The following is a 21,936-nucleotide window of genomic DNA, read 5'->3' as shown; positions in this document are numbered from 1 at the left end:
CCAGGAAGGCATGCGTAACGCGCGATCAGTTGCTGCGGGCGAAGCCCAGAATGCTCAACAGGCTGATGAACATGTTGTAGAGCGACACGTACAGGCTAACGGTGGCGCGAATGTAGTTGGTCTCGCCGCCGTGAATGATGTTGCTGGTTTCCCACAGGATCGCGCCGGCGGAGAACAGGATGAACAGCGCGCTGATAGCCAGGTGCAGAGCAGGGATCTGCAGGAACAGGTTGGCGATCACCGCCACCAGCAGCACCACAAAACCGGCCATCATCATGCCGGACAGGAACGACATGTCTTTACGGGTGGTCAGCACATACGCCGAGCAGCAGAAGAACACTGCGGCGGTGCCGCCCAGCGCCAGCATGATCAGATCGCCCGCGCCGGCGTTCAGGAACGAACTGAGGATCGGGCCGAGGGCGTATCCCATGAAACCGGTCAGCGCGAAAGCCGCCAGAATGCCCGCCGGGCTGTTGGCCAGTTTATGGGTCAGGAACATCAGGCCGTAGAAACCGACCAGCATCAGCAGCAAGCCTGGTGCAGGCAGACCCAACATTGTACTGGCGGTCGCGGTCAGGGCTGAGAAAGCCAGGGTCAGGGATAACAGGAAATAGGTGTTGCGCAGGACTTTATGCGTGCTGAGCAGCGAGTCGCGCGAAGAAGATGAGACGACAATGCGGTCCATAATGCTCTCTCTTATCAGGCCATCACAAAATAATCCCGATGATAGGCAGCGCAAGGGCTTGATTAAAGTTTGTTTACCAATCTTTACCCTTAGTTATCATTATGGCAACAGCGGGGTGGGTGTTCGTTTGATCGCCGCTTGCTTTGCCTGCGGCGATTTTTCGCGCGGTTGAACGCGTTCGGGCTTTACAAGCGAATAAGGTCTGTTTATAGTGCGCGTCGTTGCGGAGGGGTGGCCGAGTGGCTGAAGGCAACGGTCTTGAAAACCGTCGACGGGAAACCGTTCCAGAGTTCGAATCTCTGCTCCTCCGCCATACATTCTGACCCCGTGCTCTCTGAGCACGGGGTTTTTTGCTTTTGCGTGCGGATAAACCGGGGCGCTTCTGCAGGAAACGCGATCGGCTATTGATAAGGGCCATGCGTCGGTGAGATTATGCACCTATCAAGGCCGGCCGCTCGGATGCCTGCAGTTGCCAGGCGTTACCGTTGCGACAAGCAACGCCGCCTTATCAATTTCGCTTAATGCTCTTATGGAGACAGAGATGAACTGGTATCAAGTCGCCTTATGGACCATGATTTTTCTCAAGTCCGGCGCTTTCCTGGTGTTCGTATGGTGGTGGATGTTCAAACGTGCGACCAAACCCTATGAGCGTCCGAAAGACGTCGTGGTCGACGAGACGCCGTATGACGATAGCCTTACGATGGAAGAGGTGATGAAGAATCACGGCATCGTACGGACTGAAAAGCCGCTCTGATCGTCGAATGTCTGTGTTGCTATCAACCCGAGCCTGTGGCGCTCGGGTTTTTTATTCCCGCCGTTACTCGCGATGCATCCCTTTTCCCCCATCTTGTTTGACCCCTGTAGCGATTTATTTAAATGAATTATCCTTCAGTATATTTTTTAATATACTTTAAAGGTGGGTTTTATATTGATAGGGAAAGATATATTTTTCTCTGAAAAATTCATCCTTATCGACTGAGTGAAGGAAATTCGGACGCTGTTTCTTGTGTATCTGAATATTCATGTGCAGATAGTGTCGCATTCTCGGGCTACTCCTATAGCGGTAGGTCGGATAATTTTTAAGGTAGGGGGGGAAGTAAATCTTACGTGAGGGGAGGAAGGGGGTTAAGGAATCTAAGATTTTTCTTTGTGTGTGTTTTTTCTTTTTATATCAATGGTTTTTTTGTTTTTTATGCCGCAAGCGCTTTTATGAGGAAATGGCGGCGCTCATTGAACCCGCGCAGTAAGCAGCCTGTCGCACTCACTCTTTTAAGGCGCACATCCTTCCGGCCATTGCTCGATTCATTTTTTTTATTGTCATGAAAATTATTTGATTCGATGTTGCAATTTTTTTGTCTTTGGAATTAATATGTTCTGCATCTGGCGGTGAATGAGATTTTTCCCATGCCGGATATCTTTTAGAATACACTTGGATATATATAAATATATACCGTCGCATATAAACTTTTAGATGGCAGGATGCTGTCAATACTCTGCTATTGCCTAAGCTTCGTTAGCCTCTAAACGGTTTAATGGTGTAGGTCATTTTATATATGCACTCTCAGCGAAGAAAGTAATGGGGTTTATTATGATTAAGCAAGGCATCTCTTTGGCGGTATTGGCTGCCGCGTTAACATCTGTGGGCGCAACGGCGGCAGATAATTCCGCCGGTGGCGTTATTTCGTTTAGCGGTGCCGTTACGGATACCACTTGTACCATCAATGGCGGGAAAAGCGCCGATTTTACCGTTGCGCTCAGCCCGATTTCCGTGACTGATGCGGGCACCGTGGTCGGCCCCATCACCAAAAACAAGAAATCTTTCTCGCTGACGTTCTCCGGCTGCACGCCGGCGGCGGGAACGGCCGGTACGCCGCTGAAGATCTACTTCTCTTCGGCGAATAATATCTCTACCGACGGGAAATATCTGCTGAACAACTCCGTGAATGAAAGCGACGCCGCCGTAGCGAAAAACGTCGGTTTTTCTCTGGCTGAGCCGGGTTCATCTACGCCGATTCCATTGAACGTGCCTTATGTCACCAAGATCAAAGGCGATAAAACGGCGCCGGATGCCGAAACGCTGACGCTGGACGCCTATTACTACAAGACCAATGCGTTGGAAGCAAAAGTGGGGGAATTGAGTTCCAACGTGACTTACACCATTTCTTACCTGTAATTGCAATTAAGCCAGGCCTACGCCCAAGGCAAAGGCCTGGCTTCTGGGGTGACTATGAAACAGTGCTTAATCTTTGCTGGATTGTTTCTCAGCAGCTTTTGCGCCGATGCCAATATTGTAATTAATGGAACGCGCGTTATTTATCCGGAAAAAAACAAGGATGTTATCGTTCAGTTAGTCAACAATGGTGACGATCCGGCACTGGTGCAGGCATGGATTGATGACGGTGATATAAACTCGACGCCTGAAACGGCAAACGTGCCGTTCTTGTTATCCCCGCCGGTTGTGAAAGTTGCCGGAAATAATGGCCAGCAATTACGCATACAAAAAATGAGCGCGGCGCTTCCTGGCGATCGTGAGTCGGTATTTTATTTGAATGTGCTGGATATTCCGCCTACGCCGGAGAATTTGCAGGGCGTCAATACGCTGCAATTAGCCATCAAATCACGCATCAAGCTATTTTATCGTCCGGCAGGGTTAACCGGCAGTGTCAATAACATCACCGACTTCATTGAACTCCAGGCGGCGGGGAAGGGATTTAAGATTATCAACAAAGGCCCTTACTATTTTACGTTGGCCAATGTTGATCAGAAAGGCAAAAAGAATCTGTTGGTCGACTCAGTGATGGTCGGGCCGTATTCCAGCCTCTTTGCCCCGACCAAAGTTGGCGTGAGCCGGAATATCCCCTACACCCTGCTCTATATCGACGACCTGGGGGCTTATAAATCTAAAGCCATTACAGCCCGCTAACGTGAAGAACGGCCATGAAGCTTAAACTAAAATTGCTTTCGATACTGACCGCATCTGTATTCATACCGTTAAATAAAGCATCGGCGATGAAATTCGACACTTCTCTATTGGCCGGTGCGTCCAGCGAATCCGATCTGTCGCGTTTTTACCTCAATAATGACATGCCGGCAGGCACGCAAACGGTCGACGTGTATGTCAACCAGAGTTGGAAAGGGCGGTTCTCGTTGCAGTTCGGCGAACATAAAGGCGATATTCGCATCGCCCATCGTGACGCCGCCCTGTTGGGCATCGATATGAGTAGTTTGTCCATCGGGGTGGACAAGGGGCCGATCCCCGTCCAAACGTTGGTGCAAGGAGGAAGGGCGGACTTCGATGTGGGGATGTTGAGCCTTAAGCTGACGGTGCCCCAGTCGCGAGTGATTCGCGCAGAGGCCGGCTATGTTGACGCCAAATTTTGGGATCGCGGCGTGCCTGCGTTGCTGCTGGCCTATAACGCCACCTATTACCACGTGCAGTCGTTGCAGGGCGACAAGGCGTCAAACGACGATTTCTATACCGGTTTGGAATCGGGGGTCAATCTGGCGGGTTGGCAATTCAGAGACAGCAGCAATTTCCGCAGCAGTTCGCGGCAAGGCAGCGATTGGCAAAATAATACCCGCTATGTGCAGCGTGGCTTCGCCGCCATAAAATCGAACCTGACGATGGGCGATTTCTATTCGCCGGGTGATTTGTTCGACTCGATTCGGGTGCGGGGCGGCGCTTTAGCCTCGGATATCAACATGCGGCCCAATTCGCAGCAGGGCTTTTCGCCGATAGTACGGGGCGTGGCGCAGAGCAATGCCCTGGTGAAAGTATTGCAAAACGGCAACCTCATCTATCAGGAGAACGTGCCGCCGGGCGCCTTTACGCTGGACAATATATTGCCGACCGGTTCTGCGGGTGATCTGTTGGTCGTGGTCAGGGAAGCCGACGGGCGGGAACAATCCTTTACCGTGCCGTTTTCCGCCGTTCCCAACATGTTGAAGCAGGGCGTCAGCAAATATGGCCTGGTGGCCGGTAAGGTCAATCAGGCGGATACCGACTATGCGCCCGCTTTCATGCAGGGCACGCTGCAGTACGGCTTCAATAATCTGGTCACCGGTTACGCCGGTACGATCCTCAGCGAGGACTATCGCGCCTGGCTGCTGGGCAGTGGCTGGAATCTGCCGTTCGGCGCGGTATCCGTCGATGTGACTCAGGCCTCGACGCATTTGCAGGATCGCAATGAGAATGGGCAAAGTTTTCGGATCGCCTACAGCAAGTTTTTGGACGCTACCGCAACCAACTTCACGCTGGCGGCATACCGTTATTCGACCAAAGGTTATTACAGTTTCAACGATGCCATCTACACCCATCAAGGCTACCGCGAGCGTGACAAGCGCTTTCACGATTATTGGAACGATCGGGATGACGATGAGCTTGCCCCGCTGGATTTGAATACCTGGGACGCCGTTCGCGCCGCTCGTCCGCGCAATACCTTCAATTTGAACCTGAATCAGAGGCTCGCAGACGGGTGGGGCACGCTCTATTTCTCCGGCACCCAGCGCGACTATTGGTCGGATACGAATAAAAGCCGGGAATACCAGCTCGGGTATTCAAACGCCTTCGCGCGCGTCAGTTACAACATTTCCGCGAGTCGCGTGAGAAATTCCGATCGCAAAGAAGAGACGCGGTTTTATCTCTCTCTGAGCGTGCCGTTGTCGATGTTCGACAACAATGCCTATCTCAGCACCAGCTTATCCGCCACCGATTCGCACTATCAGCAAAGCTCGCTGAGCCTGAGCGGCAATGCGCTGGAATCAAACCGTCTGAGTTATGCGCTTGCCGGCAGCAATCAAAGCGGCGGCAACAGCATGGCGAGCGTGAATGCCGCCTATCGCGCCAACGCGACGACCGTTGGCGGCTCCTACAGTGAATCATCAGACTATCGACAGTTGGGCATGAGCGCCCGCGGCAGCCTGGTGGCGATCCCTTGGCATTTGCTGGCGTCCAACGAAATGGGCAACACCATGATGGTGGTGGACGCGCCCAAGGCCAAAGGGCTGATGGTGAACGGCGACGAGAGCATCGTCACTAACGACGAAGGGCTGGCTTTGGTGCCTTACGCCACGCCTTACCGGCAAAACTCCGTGACATTGTCGGATACCGGCAACAGTTCCGGCGCCGAGATTGTCGGCAATATCGCCAACAGCGTGCCCTATGCCGGCGCCGTCAACTATTTGAGATTCGAAACCGATCGGCGTCGGCCTTATACGCTGCGCGCTTTTAAGCGCGGCAATAAGCCCCTGCCATTTGGTGCGGAGGTGGCGGATCAAAGCGGGCATGCCATTGGCTTCGTCGGGCAGGCCAGCGTCCTGTATCTGCGGGTGGAGCAGCAGCCAACGTCGCTGGAGGTCAGGCTGAATGACGGTGTCTGCAAGATTGAACGCCCGAAAATCTCGATGGACAGCGCAGCCAACACATGTCGATAAAAGGATAATTACACCATGCTCAGGATACTCGCACTGACCCTGTCCCTGTTGTTCAGCGGTTACAGTTACGCTTCATGCTACGGCAACGGCATCCAATATGCGCCGCCTATCTACGTCGATTTGTCGGATAAGCTCAGCGATAAAACACCGGTCTGGGAGGGCAGTTTTTATACGCAATACAGCGGTTCATTCAGTTGTTCAACCTCGAGCAGCGAATTCGGCTATACGCGCATCCTGTCAACCGACAGCACAAAGGCGACCATTCTGGGATTCAACAACGGTAAATATTGGATACGCGCGGAAATAACCAACGACATCGCCAACAAAAAACTTAGCGGTTGGGGATCGCATTCCGCTTCGGAATTGAATCAGCCGATGAATATTCGTTTCAGTCTGGTCAGCAAGACGGGAACATCGATACCCGGCGACACGGTTAGCCTTAAGGACGTGATGTTCGTGACCGATCTGAGCGGGATGTCCTTGCTGGAGATCATTTTGTGGCCCGCCAAGCAGTTGGTGAAGATTTTGACCTGGCTGCTCAACGGTTTCAATTGGCCTTACGATCAGCGCGACATGTACGGGCAGCCGATGACCATCAAGTATGCGCCCAAGATGACGACCTGCACTTTCGACAATGCCGGCCTGGCGGTGAAGTTGCCGACGCTGGGGATATCGCAGATTACTCAGGGGGCGCAAAATGGCCTGACGCCCTTTACGCTGAATTTCAGCTGCCAGAATCGGCAAAGCGGCGGCACGGCCGATCGGGATATCAATATGTTTTTATCCAGCAATAATCTGTTGTCTTCGGATAATACGGTTTTGATTGATAAAAGCGCTGAGGCGGCAAAAGGCATTGGCATCCGGCTGGTCAAGACGGCTTCGCCGAATAATCCCGTCACGCTGTCGCTTTCCAGCGTGGCGCCAGGCGCGGCGACTTCATTATTTCACGTGGGAACCGGCAATGCCTTGGATGCGCAATTTTCCATCGGCATGGCGGCCTATTATTATCCTTACAGCCCCACCGCAATGAGCAGCGGGGGAATTAACACATCGGCTACGCTTAACATTATATATAAATAATTCTTTTGTTATTTTTAATAATAAAAAATAGGTTGCCACATATAAGAAAAATCTTAACATGGTAATTGGTGGCGAATATTATTTGCTTGAATAATATTGGTGTTTAATCCGGATCTCTATGTTGAGGATGAATTGTATGACGGAACAAATCCAGATCGGTGTCAAAGTGGAAAAATCGCTAAAAGATGAGGTTGACGTCATTCTTCGCGGTTTGGATATTAAGCCGACGACGGCGATAAATGGGCTTTATCAATATATCTCGCAGCATGGAGAGCTCCCTTTTGTCATATCAACCAGCGTGAAAACACCGAAGGATATCGCCGGCGGGTTGTTCAAGAACCTGTTTTCCTTACAAAGCACGCTCAGCGTTTTCCTGGATAAAGTGCAAATGAAGCGGTGTATCAGCAGGGAGGAAGTATTGATTGTGCTCGATATATTGCGCGATTTTATCGTTGGCTTTCGCCAAAGCGCGCAATATCTCGGCGCTTCGCCTTTCGGTCGACGCGTAGTTTGGAAGGATGCCGTATGCGCCGTCGAGAGTATTCATGAAATTCTAGATAATAACGTGAAATACAGTGAAGATGGCATTATGAATTTGGATGAAAAATATCTTTCATCGCTGTCCGCATTGCTGATCTCATTATGTTCTTCACTTAAGTAAGTCGAACCAATAAAGTTAATTGACATGACTACCATGGGGGCGTTGTTAAAAACGCGCCCATGACAAATAGCAGTGGGGTGATCCTGTGCGAGTGGCTATATTTTCTGATGATTACTATTTATTCTATGGCATATCGCAGATCTTAATGTCGTTGGAGGGCGTTGAAGTTATGGGGCTGCATTCATCTGCACGCCGTGGATTACATGCCATGTATTGTCATGCAGAAGTGGTCATCGTCTCTTTCTCGTCTATCTGTCGGGTTATGAATTTCTTATCGCATATTATCGACAGGCCTGACAATACGATCGTCTTAACCGGCGTGGAAACGCCGCGACTGGCGAATTTTAACTGTCTGAAAAAAAACATCGGTCTTACGACGTTCGTTGAGGCAATAAAAATGTTCACCGCGAGCTGCAAAGGGCAGAGCCTGTCGCCGCGCGAGCTTTCGGTGTTGGCCATGCTGCTGGCGGGAAAACCGAATACCGGCGTCGCTAAGGCGTTGGGCATTTCCGAGAAAACCGTCAGCCAACATAAAATGAATGTCATGCGTAAGCTGGAGATTGAACGTTTTCATCAGTTCATTTTGGCTGCGGATGAGCGAGTGTAATCGCAATCCCACAGGGGCGTTGGCCGCGGGGAGAGTGCCTGTTCATCCGTGCTCGTCCGGGCGCACGAAAATATGCGCGCCGGCGCCCTGTTGGCCCAAAATATCGTTTGGGTTGCGCAGCGGGCAGTCGGCGAGCGACAGGCAGCCGCAGCCGATGCAGCTGTCGAGATGGTCGCGCAGCATGGTCAGTCTTTGAATGCGCTCATCCAGCGTTTTGCGCCAGGCGGAGGACAACACGCCCCATTGCTCCGAGGTCAGCTTGCTGCCGGCGGGAAAGCGGCCCAGCGTGGCGCGGATCTCCTCCAGCGGAATGCCCGCGCTTTGCGCGATCTTGATCACCGCGATGTAGCGCAACACCACCGGCGTGTAGCGGCGCTGGTTACCGGCGTTGCGCGTCGCCTGAATCAACCCCTTGCTTTCGTAAAAGTGCAACGCGGATACCGCCACGCCGCTGCGCTTCGCCACTTCCCCAACGGTCAATAGCCGATAGGTGTTAATCGGTTCATTTCTTGCCATTCCACATTCCTCGGCTTGACCTCAAGTTAACCTGAGGTTTTATAGTGCAGCCAGCCGGGCTTGGCAACCGGCATCTTTCGTCACTTGCCTGCGCTGCGTCGGGGGAAGGGTGGCTTTGGCTGTAAAATCAGGAAGAAACCGTTACATGATGAAACGATACCTCATTATTGCCGCGCTGCTGGCGGCGCTCGCCGTCGCTGCGGTAGCGATGCGATCCACCGCGCGGCAAAGCGAAGGCGCGCCGGCCTATCCGCCGGTGAAAGTGGCACTGGCGCCCGCACTGCGTGAACAGGCGGCGCGCAGTTACGCCGGCGTAGGCGAGCTGGAGGCGGCCAGCCAGGTGGAAGTGGCGGCAGAGACCAGCGGCCGCATCACGCGCATCCTGTTCGAATCCGGCCAAACGGTACGGCAGGGGCAACTGCTGGTGCAGCTCAACGATGCGGTCGAGCAGGCTGAGCTGGTGCGCCTGCAGGCGCAGCTGCGCAATGCCGATCTGCTGCTGACGCGCATGCGCAAGCTGATGAACCTCAACGCCACCGCGCGGCAGCAGTTGGACGATGCGCTGGCTGAACGGGATATGGCGCTCGGTGCGGTGCAGGAAACGCAGGCCAAAATCGCGCAAAAGGCGATCCGCGCGCCGTTCTCCGGCGTCATCGGCATTCGCCGCGTGCATGAAGGGCAATACCTCAACGCCGCCGAGGCGGTGGCCAACCTGGTGGACGCCGATACGCTGCGGGTCAATTTCTCGCTGGACGAACAAAGCAGCGCCGGACTGGCGTTGGGGCAGGCGGTGTCGGTGCAGGTCGGCGCCTATCCCGAGCGCGCTTTCCCCGCCGCTATTACCGCTATCGATCCGATGATCGGCAAATCTCGCACCGTACAGGTGCAGGCGACGTTGACTAACCGCCAGGGATTGCTGAAGGCCGGCATGTACGCCGGCATTCGCGTCACGCAGCAGCAGCGCGTGGCGGTGCTGACGGTGCCGGAAACGGCGCTGACCTATACGGCGTACGGCGACACCGTGTTCGTCGCGCAGCAGGGTGAAAAGGGCATGACGGTCAAGCGCGTCTCGGTCACCGTGGGTGAGCGCAACGACGGGCGCGTCGAGATCGTCAGCGGCCTGCAGGAAGGCGACCGGGTGGTGACTTCGGGCCAGCTCAAGCTGAGCGACGGCATGGCGGCCGAGCCGGTAGCGCAGGATGCTCTGAACGCCGCCCAGGCCGGTTCCTGAGGAGAGACCGATGACATTTACCGATCTGTTCGTGCGCCGGCCGGTGCTGGCGCTGGTGGTCAGCACCTTGATTCTGCTGTTCGGCGCGCTGGCGCTCAGCAAACTGCCGATCCGCCAATACCCGCTGCTGGAAAACTCTACCATCACCATCAGCACCGACTATCCCGGCGCGTCGTCCGAGCTGATGCAGGGCTTTGTTACGCAGCCGATCGCCCAGGCGGTGTCCTCCGTCGAGGGCGTTGACTACCTTTCTTCCTCCTCGGTGCAGGGGCGCAGCGTGGTGACGGTGCGCATGGCGCTGAACCGCGACTCTACCCAGGCGCTGACCGAAGTGATGGCCAAGGTCAACCAGGTGCGCTATAAGCTGCCGGAGCAGGCTTACGATCCGGTGATTGAGCGTTCCGCCGGTGAAGCCACCGCCGTGGCCTATGTCGGTTTTTCCAGTAAAACGCTGTCCACGCCGGCGCTGAGCGAATACCTGACGCGGGTGGTGGAACCGATGTTCACCACCATCGACGGCGTCGCCAAGGTTGAAGTGTTCGGCGGGCAAAAAATGGCGATGCGCCTGTGGCTGGACAGCGATCGGCTGGCTGGCCGCGGTCTGACCGCTGCCGACGTGGCCGATGCGGTGCGGCGCAACAACTACCAGGCGGCACCGGGCAAGGTGAAAGGGCAGTATGTGGTTGCCAACGTGCGGGTGAATACCGATCTCACCAGCGTAGAGGAGTTTCGCAATCTGGTGGTGCGCAACGACGGCAACGGTCTGGTGCGCTTGAAAGACGTCGGCACCGTGGAGCTGGGCGCCGCAGCCACGGAAACCAGCGCCTTGATGGATGGTGAACCGGCGGTGTTCCTTGGCGTCTTCCCTACGCCGACCGGCAACCCGCTGGTGATCGTCGACGGCATTCGCCACCTGATGCCGGCGATCGACAATATGCAGCCGCCGGGCGTGAAGATGGCGCTGGCGTTCGAGACCGCGCGCTTTATTCAGGCCTCGATCGATGAAGTGGTACATACCCTGCTCGAAGCGCTGGCGATCGTTGTGGCGGTGATCTACCTGTGTCTGGGATCGCTGCGCACCGTGCTGATCCCGGTGGTGACCATTCCCTTGTCGATTCTCGGCGCCGCCGGGCTGATGCTGGCCTTCGGCTTCAGCGTCAATTTGCTGACGCTGCTGGCGATGGTCCTGGCGATCGGTTTGGTGGTGGACGACGCTATCGTGGTGGTGGAGAACGTGCATCGCCATATCGAAGAGGGGAAAACGCCGCTGGCGGCGGCGATGATCGGCGCACGCGAGGTGGCCGGGCCGGTGATCGCCATGACCCTGACGCTGGCTGCGGTCTATGCGCCGATCGGCCTGATGGGCGGGCTGACCGGCGCGCTGTTTCGCGAATTCGCGCTGACGCTGGCCGGGGCGGTCGTGGTGTCCGGCGTGGTGGCGCTGACGCTGTCGCCGGTGATGAGTTCGCTCCTGCTGCCGGCCAAACAGAGCGAAGGGCGCGTGGCGCACGCCGCCGAGTGGTTCTTCGGCGGCCTGACGCGGCGCTATGCGCGCGCGCTGGATTTCTCGCTGCATCACCGTTGGCTGACCGGCACGCTGGCGTTGCTGGTGATGATCAGCCTGCCGCTATTGTACCTGATGCCGCAGCGCGAGCTGGCGCCGACCGAGGATCAGGCCATCGTACTGACCGCCATCAAGGCGCCGCAGCAGGCCAACCTGAACTATGTCGAACGCTTTGCCTACAAGCTGGACGAGGTTTACAACCGCATGCCGGAAACCGAAAGCCGCTGGATCATCAACGGCAGCGACGGCACGGCGTCCGGCATCGGCGGCATCAACCTGACGCTGTGGCAGGCGCGCCAGCGCTCGGCGTCGGCGGTGCAGGCCGATCTGCAACGGGCGGTGAACGATGTTGAAGGCACCAGCATTTTCGCCTTCCAGCTGCCCGCCTTGCCAGGCTCCACCGGGGGGCTGCCGGTGCAGATGGTGCTGCGTACGCCGCAGGACTACCCGCAGTTGTACCGCACCCTGGAGGAGGTGAAACAGAACGCCAGAAACAGCGGCCTGTTTATGGTGGTGGACAGCGATTTGGACTACAACAACCCGCTGGCGGAGGTGCACATCGATCGCGCCAAGGCCAACAGTCTGGGGATACGCATGAGCGACATCGGTGAATCGTTGGCGGTGTTGGTGGGAGAGAACTACCTCAACCGCTTCGGGATGGACGGGCGCGCTTATGACGTTATCCCGCAGAGCCTGCGCGAACAACGGCTGACGCCGCAGGCGCTGGCGCGGCAATATGTTCGCGCCCAGGACAATACGCTGGTGCCGCTCTCCACCGTGGTATCGGTGGCCGTTAAGGTCGAACCGAACAAGCTGACCCAGTTCAACCAGCAGAACGCCGCCACCCTGCAGGCGATTCCCGCGCCCGGCGTTTCGATGGGCGAAGCGGTGGCTTTCCTCGAACGGCAGGCCAATGCGCTGCCGGCCGAATTTAGCCACGACTGGCAGGGGGATTCGCGCCAATACACCCAGGAGGGCAGCGCGCTGGCGTTCGCGTTCCTGGCGGCGTTGGTGATCATTTACCTGGTGCTGGCGGCGCAGTATGAGAGCCTGAAAGATCCGCTGATTATCCTCATCACCGTGCCACTGTCGATCTGCGGCGCCTTGCTGCCGCTGGCGCTGGGCTACGCCACGATGAATATCTATACCCAGGTCGGTCTGGTGACCCTGATCGGGCTCATCAGCAAGCACGGCATTCTGATGGTGGAGTTCGCCAACGAGCTGCAAATGCATCAGGGGCTGACGCGGCGCGCCGCAATTTTGCAGGCGGCGCAAATTCGTCTGCGGCCGGTGCTGATGACCACCGGGGCGATGGTGTTCGGTTTGATCCCGCTGCTGTTCGCCAGCGGCGCCGGGGCTGCCAGTCGCTTCGGCCTGGGGCTGGTGATCGTCTCCGGCATGCTGGTGGGCACGCTGTTTACCCTGTTTGTGTTGCCGACGGTGTATACGCTGTTGGCGCGCGATCACGCGGTAGCCTCACCTCGTCAGCGTGAGTTGGCCGCCGCGCAAAAGGCGCTGACGGAATAATCCGCCGGCGCCCGCGTGAAGAATAAACCCGCTTCGGCGGGTTTTTTCGTCAGTTTTTGCAGCCCATCAACTCCGGCAGAACGCCCGGTTTGCTCTTCAGCGAAGCCTGCACGTCGTCCGGCAGACCGGCCCAGATGATCAGGCCGGTGCGTTTCTCGATCTCGTCCACCGTCACGCGGAATTGGCAGAAATCGGCGCCCTTCGGCGTGTTCTGGTCGAACAGGAAGGCGGCATAGTGGTTCACCGCCGGGCTGTTGTTGATGAAAATCACCTTCCAGTAGGCGCTGGGGATGGTGTGCGCTTTCTGGGTGCCCGGCAGTTTGCCCATATCGCGCTCATACAGCGGCCCGGTCACGGTATAGACCGAGGAGATATCGGCGCGATCGATCAGCTTGCGTTCCTGATCTTCCAGCCGAGCCCAGGCGCCCTGGTTCAGATCGGACTTTTGCGGCGTGATGTTGGACAGGTAGTTCAACGATTCCCAGTCGGAAACGCCCGCCAGCGAGGCCAGCGGCGCCTGATGACCGCGATCGACCTTCAGTGCGGCGTTGGCGCCGGTGTAATCGGCGGGCGCCAGGGTGTCCGCCGGATTGAGCGCCGGATCGGTTTTCCAGTTGCGCGTCTTGCCGCTGGCCGGCGTGTCTTTGGTGATGTGATAGGCCACCCAGTTGGCGAACTTGGTGGTGCTGTTGTTGTTCAACGTATAAGCATGGCGCACGATAGACACGTTGCTGCTGCCGCCGGTCGGGCAGCCGACCGCGCAGTTGTCGATGGATTCGAGCGTGTCGGCCGACGCCTGCGCGGCGAACAGCAGGGCGGCCAAGGCCAACATCTTGTTGTTAAAGCGCATATTCATATCCTCAATAAGTTAAAAAATACTGTATATATTTACAGTGAATTAAACTTATCGCAGTGAAACGAATACAACAATGCAACATATGTGTGTTGTGAATGTGTCAGTCATGGTACAGCCAGGCCACACGTTAAATACGGCGGAAATAAAAACGGCGTCCAACAGACGCCGTTTCAAAGGGGGTTATTCCAGCAGGTCGTTGACCGTGCGGCGAACGTAGTGCGTCATCTGCGCCAGATCGCCCGGTGACACCGGGCCGCCGCCGGCGCGCACCACCTGCTGTTCGATCTGGGCGATTTCCTGTTCGACCTTGTTGGCGATCTGCACTTTGACTATCTTGTCCACCGAAGACAGCAGCACCTTCAAGACGACTTTCAGCGCGATGTTTTCGCAGAACGAGTCGTAGTGATGAACCGGCGGCGGCGGGGCCGGAGCCGGCTCGGGCGCGCGCGGAGCCAGAGCCTTGAAGCTGTCTACATTTTCAATAATAAGATCCATGTCTCTTATTAGTTCATCAAAATCTTTAGACACTGACTTATTCCCTTCGCTGTGCGCAAAAAACAGAACGCCCGTCCTCGGGCTGAAAGCGGATGAGCGACGGGCAGAACGAATTCGGGCCTGGCCTTCAGACGCTGAATGGCCGGGGGAGGGGCATTCTAACCTTGCGGCGGGTCGGCAACAAGATGGGGCCGTGCGAATGCGCGGCCCTTTGGATCACGAGGCTGGAGGGCGCTTAACTTTTCAGCTTAGCGGTGATTTTGGCCACGTGTTCGCCCTGATAACGGGCAATGGTCAGCTCTTCGTTGCTCGGCTGCCGCGAACCGTCGGCGCCGGCGATGGTGGTGGCGCCATACGGGGTGCCGCCGCGCACCTGTGAAACGTCAAACAGCTCCTGCGTCGCATAGCCGATCGGCACGATGATGAAACCGTGGTGTGCCAGCGTGGTCCAGGTCGAACTGATGGTCTGTTCCTGGCCACCGCCGGTGCCGGTGGAGGAGAAGACGCTGCCTACCTTGCCGTACAGCGCGCCGGAAGCCCACAGGCCGCCGGTCTGATCGAGGAAGGTGCGCATTTGCCCGGCCATATTGCCGAAGCGGGTCGGCGTACCGAAGATGATGCCGTCATAGTTCGCCAGCTCTTGCGGGGTGGCGACCGGCGCCTGCTGGTGTTGCTTGCCTCCGGCCTTGGCGAAGGCCTCCGGCGTCATGGTTTCCGGCACGCGCTTAATCGTCACGTCCACGTTATCGACCCGATTCGCCCCTTCGGCCACCGCCTGCGCCAGGCGTTCGATGTGGCCGTACATTGAGTAATAAAGCACCAACAGTTTCGTCATGTTTCGTACTCCCTCTCAGATGATCAACAAAAACCCCTGATAAGCATAGAAGCGAATGACGAACTTGGCGTTACGGCGTTACCTGATGCCGGCGATCGCCAGCAGGGCGCCAAAGGCGATCAGCAGCCCGCCAAAGGTACGATCGATGCCGCGGCGCAAACGCAAAAAGCGCGCATTGACGCCCGGCGCAGAAAATAGCAGCGCGACGGCGGCAAACCAGAAGATATGGACGGCGGCGATAAAAAGACCATAGCCGATTTGCACGCCGAGCGGGGTGTGCGGAGAAACCACCTGCATGAACAGGCTGACGACGAAGATGGTGGTTTTCGGGTTTAACGCGTTGGTTAAAAAACCGGTTTTCAGCGCCGCGAAATCGCTGATGGCGGCCGGTGTCGTGGTGGGCGCGGCGTCATGATGCGCCGCGTTGCGCAGCAACGTAAAACCGAGATAGATCAGATAGGCGGCGCCGATGCCTTTAAGCAGGTTAAACAGCCAGGGCGACTGTTGAATCAACACGCCGACGCCAATCAGCGTATAGCTGACATGGATCAGCACACCGGCGCCGATGCCGCAGGCGGTCAAGACGCCGGCGCGGCGCGAAAGCAACAGGCTATTGCGCGAGACCATGGCGAAATCCGGCCCCGGGCTTATCACGGCGAGTAAAGTAATGGTGACGACAGCGATGAGTTCAGTCATAGTTATCCTTGCGGTGTTTATCAATAGAGTGACTGATTTATAAGAGTAATTTTTCTCGGTGACAAACGATGAATAGTGACAGTATCGGTGAGAAAAACTCACGCAAAACCGGCAGGCCGTTGCCGTTGGGCGGGCTGCGTTGCTTCGAGGCCGCCGCGCGGCTGGAAAGTTTTACGCAGGCGGCGCAGGGGCTGAATTTGACGCACGGCGCCGTCAGCCGGGCGGTGCGGGCGCTGGAAGAGGAACTGGGCGTGGCGTTGTTTGAGCGCCGCCATCGGCGGGTACTGCTCACGGCGGCGGGGCGCAAGCTGTTTCAGGCGACGCAGCAGGCCTTCGGCATTCTGGATCATACCGCGCTGGAACTGCGCCAGCAGGCGCTCGACGCGCCGCTGGTCTTGTCCTGTGAACCGACCTTGTTGATGCGTTGGCTGATCCCGCGTCTGCCGGCTTTTCAGCAGGCGCACCCGGATATCAACTTACAGCTGGTGGCCGGTGGCGGGCCGTTTTCGTTCCATGACGGCATTACGGCGGCGATCAGGCGCAATGACTTCGATTGGGGAAAGCAGGTGCATAGCCTGGCGCTGTTCAGTGAAAAGGTTGGGCCGGTGTGCCAACCCGAGGCGTTGGCAAGGATGACGATCGCCGAGGGCAGCCTGCGGAGTTTGCGGCCCGGCACTAAACTGCTGCATTCTGCCACCCGGCCGGATGCCTGGCAGCACTGGGCGCAGCAGCAGGGGATGACGTTGGCAGGGCATTCGGAGCAGCGCTTTGATCATTTCTATTTCAGCCTGCAGGCGGCGGTCGCCGGTCTTGGCCTCGCGATCGGCCCGTGGTTGCAAGTGCGAGACGATCTGGCCGCCGGTTTGTTGAGTGCGCCGTTCGGTTTTACGCCTGACGGCAGCGGCTATTACCTGCTGTCGCCACAGGCGATCGTGCCGGGCAGTGCGTTGGCCCGGCTGGCCGAGTGGCTAACGCTCACGGCAGACGCCTGAGTTTTTGCGCCAGACGCTGTTCCTGCCAGCGGCTGAAGGCATTGCGCAGCAGCAGAGTGCGCACCGCCCGCATGACCAGCGCGAGGCTCATGCCGCCGATCGCCCACAGCGACCAGAGATAGTGCGGGTGGGTAAACCAATTAATAGCGAACAACATTACGCCAATCACGGCGAAACGCACCGCCATGCTCAGCAGTTTGCCTTCTGCCGCGACCTGGCGACGAATGCGCTGTTCGTCAGGCTCCTCCATTGTCTGTTGCGGCTGTGCGTTGAGATCGCGGACCTGCACCCCCAGCGCGGCGGCGATCGCGGTCAAGGTTTCCAGGCTGGCCTGTTCGCCGTTTTCAATCCGCTGTACGGTGCGGGTGCTGAGGCCGGCGATGGTCGCCAGCTGCTCCTGCGACCAGCCTTTTTCCAGACGTAACGGCCTGATGCGGTACTTTTGCATGATGCACTCCCGAGTTCGCTGTCACTGTCATCCAGTGTAGGAGGCGCGGGGTGGCGACGCCACGACAGCGGCACGACAGCGACACGACATCCGCCGCCGGCGCGGGCTGGCGGGCAGTCAGAAGGCGACGTTGCGGATAAAGCGCAGCGGGAGATCGCCGTGGTTGGCGTAAGCGTAACGTTGATCGCTGTTGAAGGTTTGCGCGGCGCCGGCGCTGAGCGTCAGCGTGCCTTGTTCCAGTTCCAACGTCAGGGTGCCGGCAATCACATAGATCATTTCACTCCAGCCTTCGGCGTCCGGCGCCGAGTTATAGCGCTCACCCGGCATCAGCGTCCATTCCCACAGCTCGGCCCGTTGGCGGGCCGGCACGCTGGCGGCGAACAGCGCCTGGCTGCCCGGCTGTGCGCCTTGCCAGGCCAACTCTCCCACCAGATGGCTGCCGCGCGCTTCCGGCGCCTGAATCAGATCGGTAAAGGAAATCGCCAGGGCGGCGGCGATCTTGTCGAGCACCGCCAGGCTGACGTTGCGATCGCCGGCCTCGATGCCCGCCAGCATGCGGCGGCTGACGCCGGAAAGCTCGGCCAGCGCCATCTGGCTCAGGCCCGCCTGTTGGCGGTAGCCGCGCAGATTGCTGCTCAGGTACTGCAGCACTTTGGGGGGATCGGTTTTCGCGTTATGCGCCGTATTGCTCATCGCCGGACTTTATCTCATACTGGCAGGATCTGTGCATTATATTGCACTCAGCAGGAAGGGCAAGCCGGTGTCAGCAGCAAAAAAATCCTTTATTTCCGCCGTGGTTCCGCAGATCAGGCTGCCGGAAGCGGTGTTGATTTTCATCACCATGATCTGGGGTGGCACCTTTTTGGCGGTGCACCACGCGATGCAAGTCAGCGGGCCGTTCTTTTTTGTCGGCCTGCGTTTCGCCACCGCCACGCTGGCGTTGACGTTGTTTTCGCTGCGCGTGCTGCGCGGCCTGACCCTGTATGAACTGAAGGCGGGCGTCCTGATCGGGCTGGCGATCATGTTCGGCTACAGCATGCAAACCGTCGGCCTGCAGACGATTAGCAGCAGCCAATCGGCGTTCATCACCGCCATGTACGTGCCGATCGTGCCGCTGTTGCAATGGCTGGTGCTGGGGCGCTTCCCCGGCATCATGTCGTGGATCGGTATTCTGCTCGCCTTTACCGGCCTGATGCTGCTGGCGGCGCCGAGTAGCACCGACATGACGCTGAGCCTCGGCGAAATGCTGACGCTGGCCGGCACGCTGGGCATGGCGGCAGAGATCATCCTGATCGGCGCTTTCGCCGGCAAGGTGAATATCCGCCGGGTGACCATAGTACAGCTGGCGACCGCCTCGCTGGCCTCGTTTTTGATGATGGCGCCGACCGGCGAGTCGCCGCCGCCGTATTCGGATTACCTGCTGTACAGCGCCATAGGGCTGGGGCTGGCCAGCGCGTTGATTCAGCTGACCATGAACTGGGCGCAGCGCAGCGTTTCACCCACGCGCGCTACGGTGATCTACGCCGGTGAACCGGTCTGGGCGGGCATCGTCGGGCGGCTCGCCGGTGAGCGTTTACCGGGCGTGGCGCTATTGGGGGGCGCGTTGATCGTGATTGGGGTGGTGGTCAGCGAGCTGCGCGTGCGGCGCAAGGATAAAGCGGCGGTGGCGACGGAAGCGGATTAGCGCAGAGGCGTAAAAAGAAAGGGGCGGAGAGATCCGCCCCTTTTTTGCATCACGCGGTTTTCTTCTTGCGCAGGAACACGTAAGACAGGCCGAGCACGATGAACCACAGCGGGGTGACGATCAGCGCCTGGCGGGTGTCTTCGCGCAGCGACAGCAGCACCAGCACGAACACGAAGAACGCCATGCACACCCAGCACATCAGTTTGCCGGCAGGCATTTTGTAGATCGATTTCTGGTGCAGCGCCGGGCGCTGTTTACGGTAGACCAGGTACGAGCACAGAATGATGGTCCAGACGAACATGAACAGAATCGCCGATACGGTGGTCACCAGAGTGAAGACCGTCATCACGTTCGGGATCAGGTAAATCAGCACCACGCCGCCCAGCAGGCAGATGCAGGAGAAGGTGAGGCCGTTGGCCGGCACCGCGCGCTTGGACAGGTTGGCGAACGATTTCGGCGCGTCGCCTTCCTGCGCCAGCCCGAACAGCATGCGGCTGGTGGAGAACACGCCGCTGTTGGCGGAAGAGGCGGCGGAGGTCAGCACCACGAAGTTGATTACGCTGGCCGCGGCCGGCAGGCCGATCAGCACGAACAGCTCAACGAACGGGCTCTTGTCAGGCACCACGGAGTTCCATGGCGTTACCGACATGATGACGATCAGGGCGAACACGTAGAACATGATGATGCGGATCGGAATCGAGTTGATGGCGCGCGGCAACGACTTCTCCGGATCCTTGGTTTCCGCGGCGGTGGTGCCCACCAGTTCAATGCCGACGAAGGCGAATACCGCGATCTGGAAGCCGGCGAAGAAGCCGCTGATGCCTTTCGGGAACATGCCGCCGTCATTCCACAGATGGGTGAATGAGGCCACGGTGCCGGTCGGGGACTGGAACTGCATGGCGATCATCACCAGCCCGGCGACAATCAGCCCGACGATGGCGACGATTTTGATCATCGCAAACCAAAACTCCATTTCGCCGAACATTTTCACCGTCGCCAGATTAAGGCCGAGCAGCAACAGCACGCACAGCAGTGAAGCGATCCACTGTGACAGCTCGGGGAACCAGAACTGGGCGTAGGCGGTGATCGCCACGACGTCGGCGATGCCGGTGACCACCCAGCAGAACCAGTAGGTCCAACCGGTGAAGAAACCGGCCCACGGGCCGAGCAGATCCGCGGCGAAATCGCTGAACGATTTGTACTCCAGGTTGGACAGCAGCAGCTCGCCCATGGCGCGCATCACGAAGAACAGCATAAAGCCGATGATCATGTACACGAAGATGATCGAGGGGCCGGCCAGGCTGATGGTTTTACCGGAACCCATAAACAGGCCGGTGCCGATGGCGCCGCCGATGGCGATCAGTTGAATATGTCGGTTAGTGAGGTTTCGCCGTAGATGATCTTCTGAGGCGGGCGTCGCGTCAGTCGCTATTTTAGAGTGATCTACCATCTGATGATGTCCTGTTTTACCTGTCATTAGTGAAGTCGCGAGCTCTGAAGTGGCTCTTTTTTATACATTTATCCGGTTGGCCCGGCTTTAGTAAGGTAGTGCAATAACGCCACCTTTGTGCAACATGTTTACAACATTTATACGCGGGATAAAAGTCGATCAATCTTTACACGGAGGAGGCAAATCGGACGTTCAGGGAGCGGAAGATTACTCTTCAAAAGAGGGGATTAACAGACCTTATGCGGCTTATCTCGTTGATTAAACAAAGGGTTGCAAAATTCGCATGAGAAAAAGTAATGTGTGTAAGCGTTTGACAGCGCCGCCGACGAGGAGGACAATTTACCGCGTTGGGTCGTTAGCTCAGTCGGTAGAGCAGTTGACTCTTAATCAATGGGTCACAGGTTCGAACCCTGTACGACCCACCAACCAAATCAGCGTGTTACGCTCAGGCTTTTCTCTGCTTGTTTCCTCATTGCGCCGTTTTAAGCGCGCTTTTTGCAAAAAAATTCGCATTTTTCGACTGATGTTCAGAAAGGTGATCTGGCGCAAACTGCAATGTTGCACCGGACTTTATACGGCAAGGAAGGCTGTGCGCTGGCGCAACGTCGGCGTCGGGGCGGACCATTTGCCCAAGAATCTTTCAGGTCAGGAAACGGGGAATAAATGCGCAGCCGACATCAAAAGCAGCGCCCAGACGGCAGCCGAGAGCGCGGCGGTGGCATAGACGCGCCGCACCGGCAGTTGCAGCATGCCGGCCATCAGCGGCACGGTGTAACGCATCACCGCCAGAAAACGCGAGGCGAACAGCAGCGGTAGCCCGCGTTTTTGCAAGGCGCTTTGCGCTTTGCGCAGCGGAGCGTGAAAGCGCACCGGCAGCCGGCGGCCAAGATCTCGGCGGCATAGCAGCGCGCCGAAGTGGAAAGACAGGATTGAGCCCAACGCCGCGCCGAGGGCGATGGCCGCCCAAACTGCGCCGAAGGGCAGCGCGTGCTTGCCCGCCACGATGCCCATCAGCAGCGTCACCGAGGCGGGCGGCAGGGCGGAAGATACCACGATCACCGATTTTCCCAGCGCGAACAGGAAAATCAGCAGCAGCAACATCTCCGGTTCCGGACTGTATTTGGCGATAATGTGCGTCAATTCATCCATTTAACACCTGCGGGCGAGAGGGCTGAG

21 protein-coding genes and 2 tRNA genes are annotated in these 21,936 nt (G+C 57.5%); 13 read left to right on the top strand and 10 right to left on the bottom strand.

The window, feature by feature from the left end:
* Positions 1-25: 25 nt before the first annotated feature.
* Complete coding sequence (gene yccA / locus ACJ8IJ_RS07455; RefSeq protein WP_004928091.1) at positions 26-685, bottom strand: FtsH protease modulator YccA; 660 nt, start codon at positions 683-685, stop codon at positions 26-28.
* A 225-nt stretch (positions 686-910) separates the two neighbouring features.
* Here yccA and ACJ8IJ_RS07450 point away from each other — a divergent pair.
* From ACJ8IJ_RS07450 to ACJ8IJ_RS07415, 8 genes are all read left to right on the top strand, one after another.
* A tRNA-Ser gene (locus tag ACJ8IJ_RS07450) sits at positions 911-998 on the top strand.
* A 228-nt stretch (positions 999-1,226) separates the two neighbouring features.
* The gene (locus ACJ8IJ_RS07445) at positions 1,227-1,439 is read left to right on the top strand and encodes a hypothetical protein (RefSeq protein WP_004928089.1); all 213 of its coding nucleotides are present in this window, start codon (positions 1,227-1,229) and stop codon (positions 1,437-1,439) included.
* Between the two features lie 822 nt (positions 1,440-2,261).
* Positions 2,262-2,858, top strand: a complete 597-nt coding sequence (locus ACJ8IJ_RS07440) for a fimbrial protein (RefSeq protein WP_004928085.1) — start codon at positions 2,262-2,264, stop codon at positions 2,856-2,858.
* Positions 2,859-2,912: 54 nt separating this feature from the next.
* A complete protein-coding gene (locus ACJ8IJ_RS07435; RefSeq protein ID WP_004928081.1) occupies positions 2,913-3,608 on the top strand; it encodes a fimbrial biogenesis chaperone in 696 nt (231 codons plus the stop codon).
* Between the two features lie 14 nt (positions 3,609-3,622).
* Positions 3,623-6,118: a fimbria/pilus outer membrane usher protein gene (locus ACJ8IJ_RS07430; protein WP_033645453.1), complete on the top strand. Its 2,496-nt coding sequence runs from the start codon at positions 3,623-3,625 to the stop codon at positions 6,116-6,118.
* Between the two features lie 15 nt (positions 6,119-6,133).
* Entirely contained in the window at positions 6,134-7,198 is a 1,065-nt protein-coding gene (locus ACJ8IJ_RS07425) for a fimbrial protein (protein ID WP_442518495.1), read from the top strand.
* A 136-nt stretch (positions 7,199-7,334) separates the two neighbouring features.
* Positions 7,335-7,859 carry a hypothetical protein gene (locus ACJ8IJ_RS07420; protein WP_004928070.1) on the top strand — a complete coding sequence of 175 codons (525 nt, stop codon included), beginning with the start codon at positions 7,335-7,337 and terminating at the stop codon, positions 7,857-7,859.
* A gap of 91 nt (positions 7,860-7,950) precedes the next feature.
* Entirely contained in the window at positions 7,951-8,466 is a 516-nt protein-coding gene (locus ACJ8IJ_RS07415) for a response regulator transcription factor (protein WP_172574606.1), read from the top strand.
* A gap of 42 nt (positions 8,467-8,508) precedes the next feature.
* Here the strand turns inward: ACJ8IJ_RS07415 and soxR are convergent, their stop codons facing one another.
* Positions 8,509-8,982 carry a redox-sensitive transcriptional activator SoxR gene (gene soxR, locus ACJ8IJ_RS07410; protein WP_049187531.1) on the bottom strand — a complete coding sequence of 158 codons (474 nt, stop codon included), beginning with the start codon at positions 8,980-8,982 and terminating at the stop codon, positions 8,509-8,511.
* Between the two features lie 145 nt (positions 8,983-9,127).
* Between soxR and ACJ8IJ_RS07405 the strand changes: the two genes are divergently transcribed.
* Together ACJ8IJ_RS07405 and ACJ8IJ_RS07400 are read left to right on the top strand one after the other, a co-directional pair.
* Positions 9,128-10,213 (top strand): efflux RND transporter periplasmic adaptor subunit, encoded by a 1,086-nt coding sequence (locus tag ACJ8IJ_RS07405; RefSeq protein WP_442518494.1) that lies wholly within the window; start codon positions 9,128-9,130, stop codon positions 10,211-10,213.
* 10 nt (positions 10,214-10,223) lie between these two features.
* Positions 10,224-13,304 carry a MexW/MexI family multidrug efflux RND transporter permease subunit gene (locus ACJ8IJ_RS07400; RefSeq protein WP_442518493.1) on the top strand — a complete coding sequence of 1,027 codons (3,081 nt, stop codon included), beginning with the start codon at positions 10,224-10,226 and terminating at the stop codon, positions 13,302-13,304.
* Between the two features lie 49 nt (positions 13,305-13,353).
* On the opposite strand, the gene ACJ8IJ_RS07395 is transcribed toward ACJ8IJ_RS07400, so the two are convergent.
* From ACJ8IJ_RS07395 to ACJ8IJ_RS07380, 4 genes are all read right to left on the bottom strand, one after another.
* On the bottom strand, positions 13,354-14,154 hold the full coding sequence (locus ACJ8IJ_RS07395) for a DNA/RNA non-specific endonuclease (protein ID WP_015377376.1): 801 nt from the start codon (positions 14,152-14,154) through the stop codon (positions 13,354-13,356).
* 186 nt (positions 14,155-14,340) lie between these two features.
* Positions 14,341-14,655: a hypothetical protein gene (locus ACJ8IJ_RS07390; protein ID WP_004928047.1), complete on the bottom strand. Its 315-nt coding sequence runs from the start codon at positions 14,653-14,655 to the stop codon at positions 14,341-14,343.
* A gap of 235 nt (positions 14,656-14,890) precedes the next feature.
* Entirely contained in the window at positions 14,891-15,490 is a 600-nt protein-coding gene (gene wrbA / locus ACJ8IJ_RS07385) for an NAD(P)H:quinone oxidoreductase (RefSeq protein WP_049187536.1), read from the bottom strand.
* A 78-nt stretch (positions 15,491-15,568) separates the two neighbouring features.
* Positions 15,569-16,186 (bottom strand): LysE family translocator, encoded by a 618-nt coding sequence (locus tag ACJ8IJ_RS07380; protein WP_154870729.1) that lies wholly within the window; start codon positions 16,184-16,186, stop codon positions 15,569-15,571.
* A gap of 68 nt (positions 16,187-16,254) precedes the next feature.
* Here ACJ8IJ_RS07380 and ACJ8IJ_RS07375 point away from each other — a divergent pair, with 68 nt between their 5' ends.
* Positions 16,255-17,178 carry a LysR family transcriptional regulator gene (locus tag ACJ8IJ_RS07375; RefSeq protein ID WP_049187538.1) on the top strand — a complete coding sequence of 308 codons (924 nt, stop codon included), beginning with the start codon at positions 16,255-16,257 and terminating at the stop codon, positions 17,176-17,178.
* Here ACJ8IJ_RS07375 and ACJ8IJ_RS07370 read toward each other — a convergent pair.
* Together ACJ8IJ_RS07370 and ACJ8IJ_RS07365 are read right to left on the bottom strand one after the other, a co-directional pair.
* Positions 17,162-17,626, bottom strand: coding sequence for a helix-turn-helix domain-containing protein (locus ACJ8IJ_RS07370; RefSeq protein WP_004928035.1), 465 nt, complete (start codon positions 17,624-17,626; stop codon positions 17,162-17,164). The genes ACJ8IJ_RS07375 and ACJ8IJ_RS07370 overlap by 17 nt on opposite strands.
* 117 nt (positions 17,627-17,743) lie before the next feature.
* Positions 17,744-18,319, bottom strand: a complete 576-nt coding sequence (locus ACJ8IJ_RS07365) for a helix-turn-helix domain-containing protein (RefSeq protein WP_004928032.1) — start codon at positions 18,317-18,319, stop codon at positions 17,744-17,746.
* Between the two features lie 67 nt (positions 18,320-18,386).
* Here ACJ8IJ_RS07365 and ACJ8IJ_RS07360 point away from each other — a divergent pair, with 67 nt between their 5' ends.
* Entirely contained in the window at positions 18,387-19,310 is a 924-nt protein-coding gene (locus ACJ8IJ_RS07360) for a DMT family transporter (protein WP_004928030.1), read from the top strand.
* A gap of 49 nt (positions 19,311-19,359) precedes the next feature.
* On the opposite strand, the gene cycA is transcribed toward ACJ8IJ_RS07360, so the two are convergent.
* The gene (gene cycA / locus ACJ8IJ_RS07355) at positions 19,360-20,760 is read right to left on the bottom strand and encodes a D-serine/D-alanine/glycine transporter (protein ID WP_004928028.1); all 1,401 of its coding nucleotides are present in this window, start codon (positions 20,758-20,760) and stop codon (positions 19,360-19,362) included.
* A gap of 349 nt (positions 20,761-21,109) precedes the next feature.
* Between cycA and ACJ8IJ_RS07350 the strand changes: the two genes are divergently transcribed.
* Positions 21,110-21,185 (top strand) — tRNA-Lys (locus tag ACJ8IJ_RS07350).
* Positions 21,186-21,405: 220 nt separating this feature from the next.
* Here ACJ8IJ_RS07350 and ACJ8IJ_RS07345 read toward each other — a convergent pair.
* Positions 21,406-21,909, bottom strand: a complete 504-nt coding sequence (locus ACJ8IJ_RS07345; protein WP_442518492.1) for a DedA family protein — start codon at positions 21,907-21,909, stop codon at positions 21,406-21,408.
* Positions 21,910-21,936 lie beyond the last annotated feature (27 nt).

It is taken from the genome of Serratia sp. CY40230 (assembly GCF_052168835.1).
GTDB classification, from domain to species: Bacteria; Pseudomonadota; Gammaproteobacteria; order Enterobacterales; family Enterobacteriaceae; genus Serratia; species Serratia nematodiphila.
Note: the sequence above shows the minus strand (reverse complement) of the source record. Positions and strands in the feature narration are given on the sequence as shown.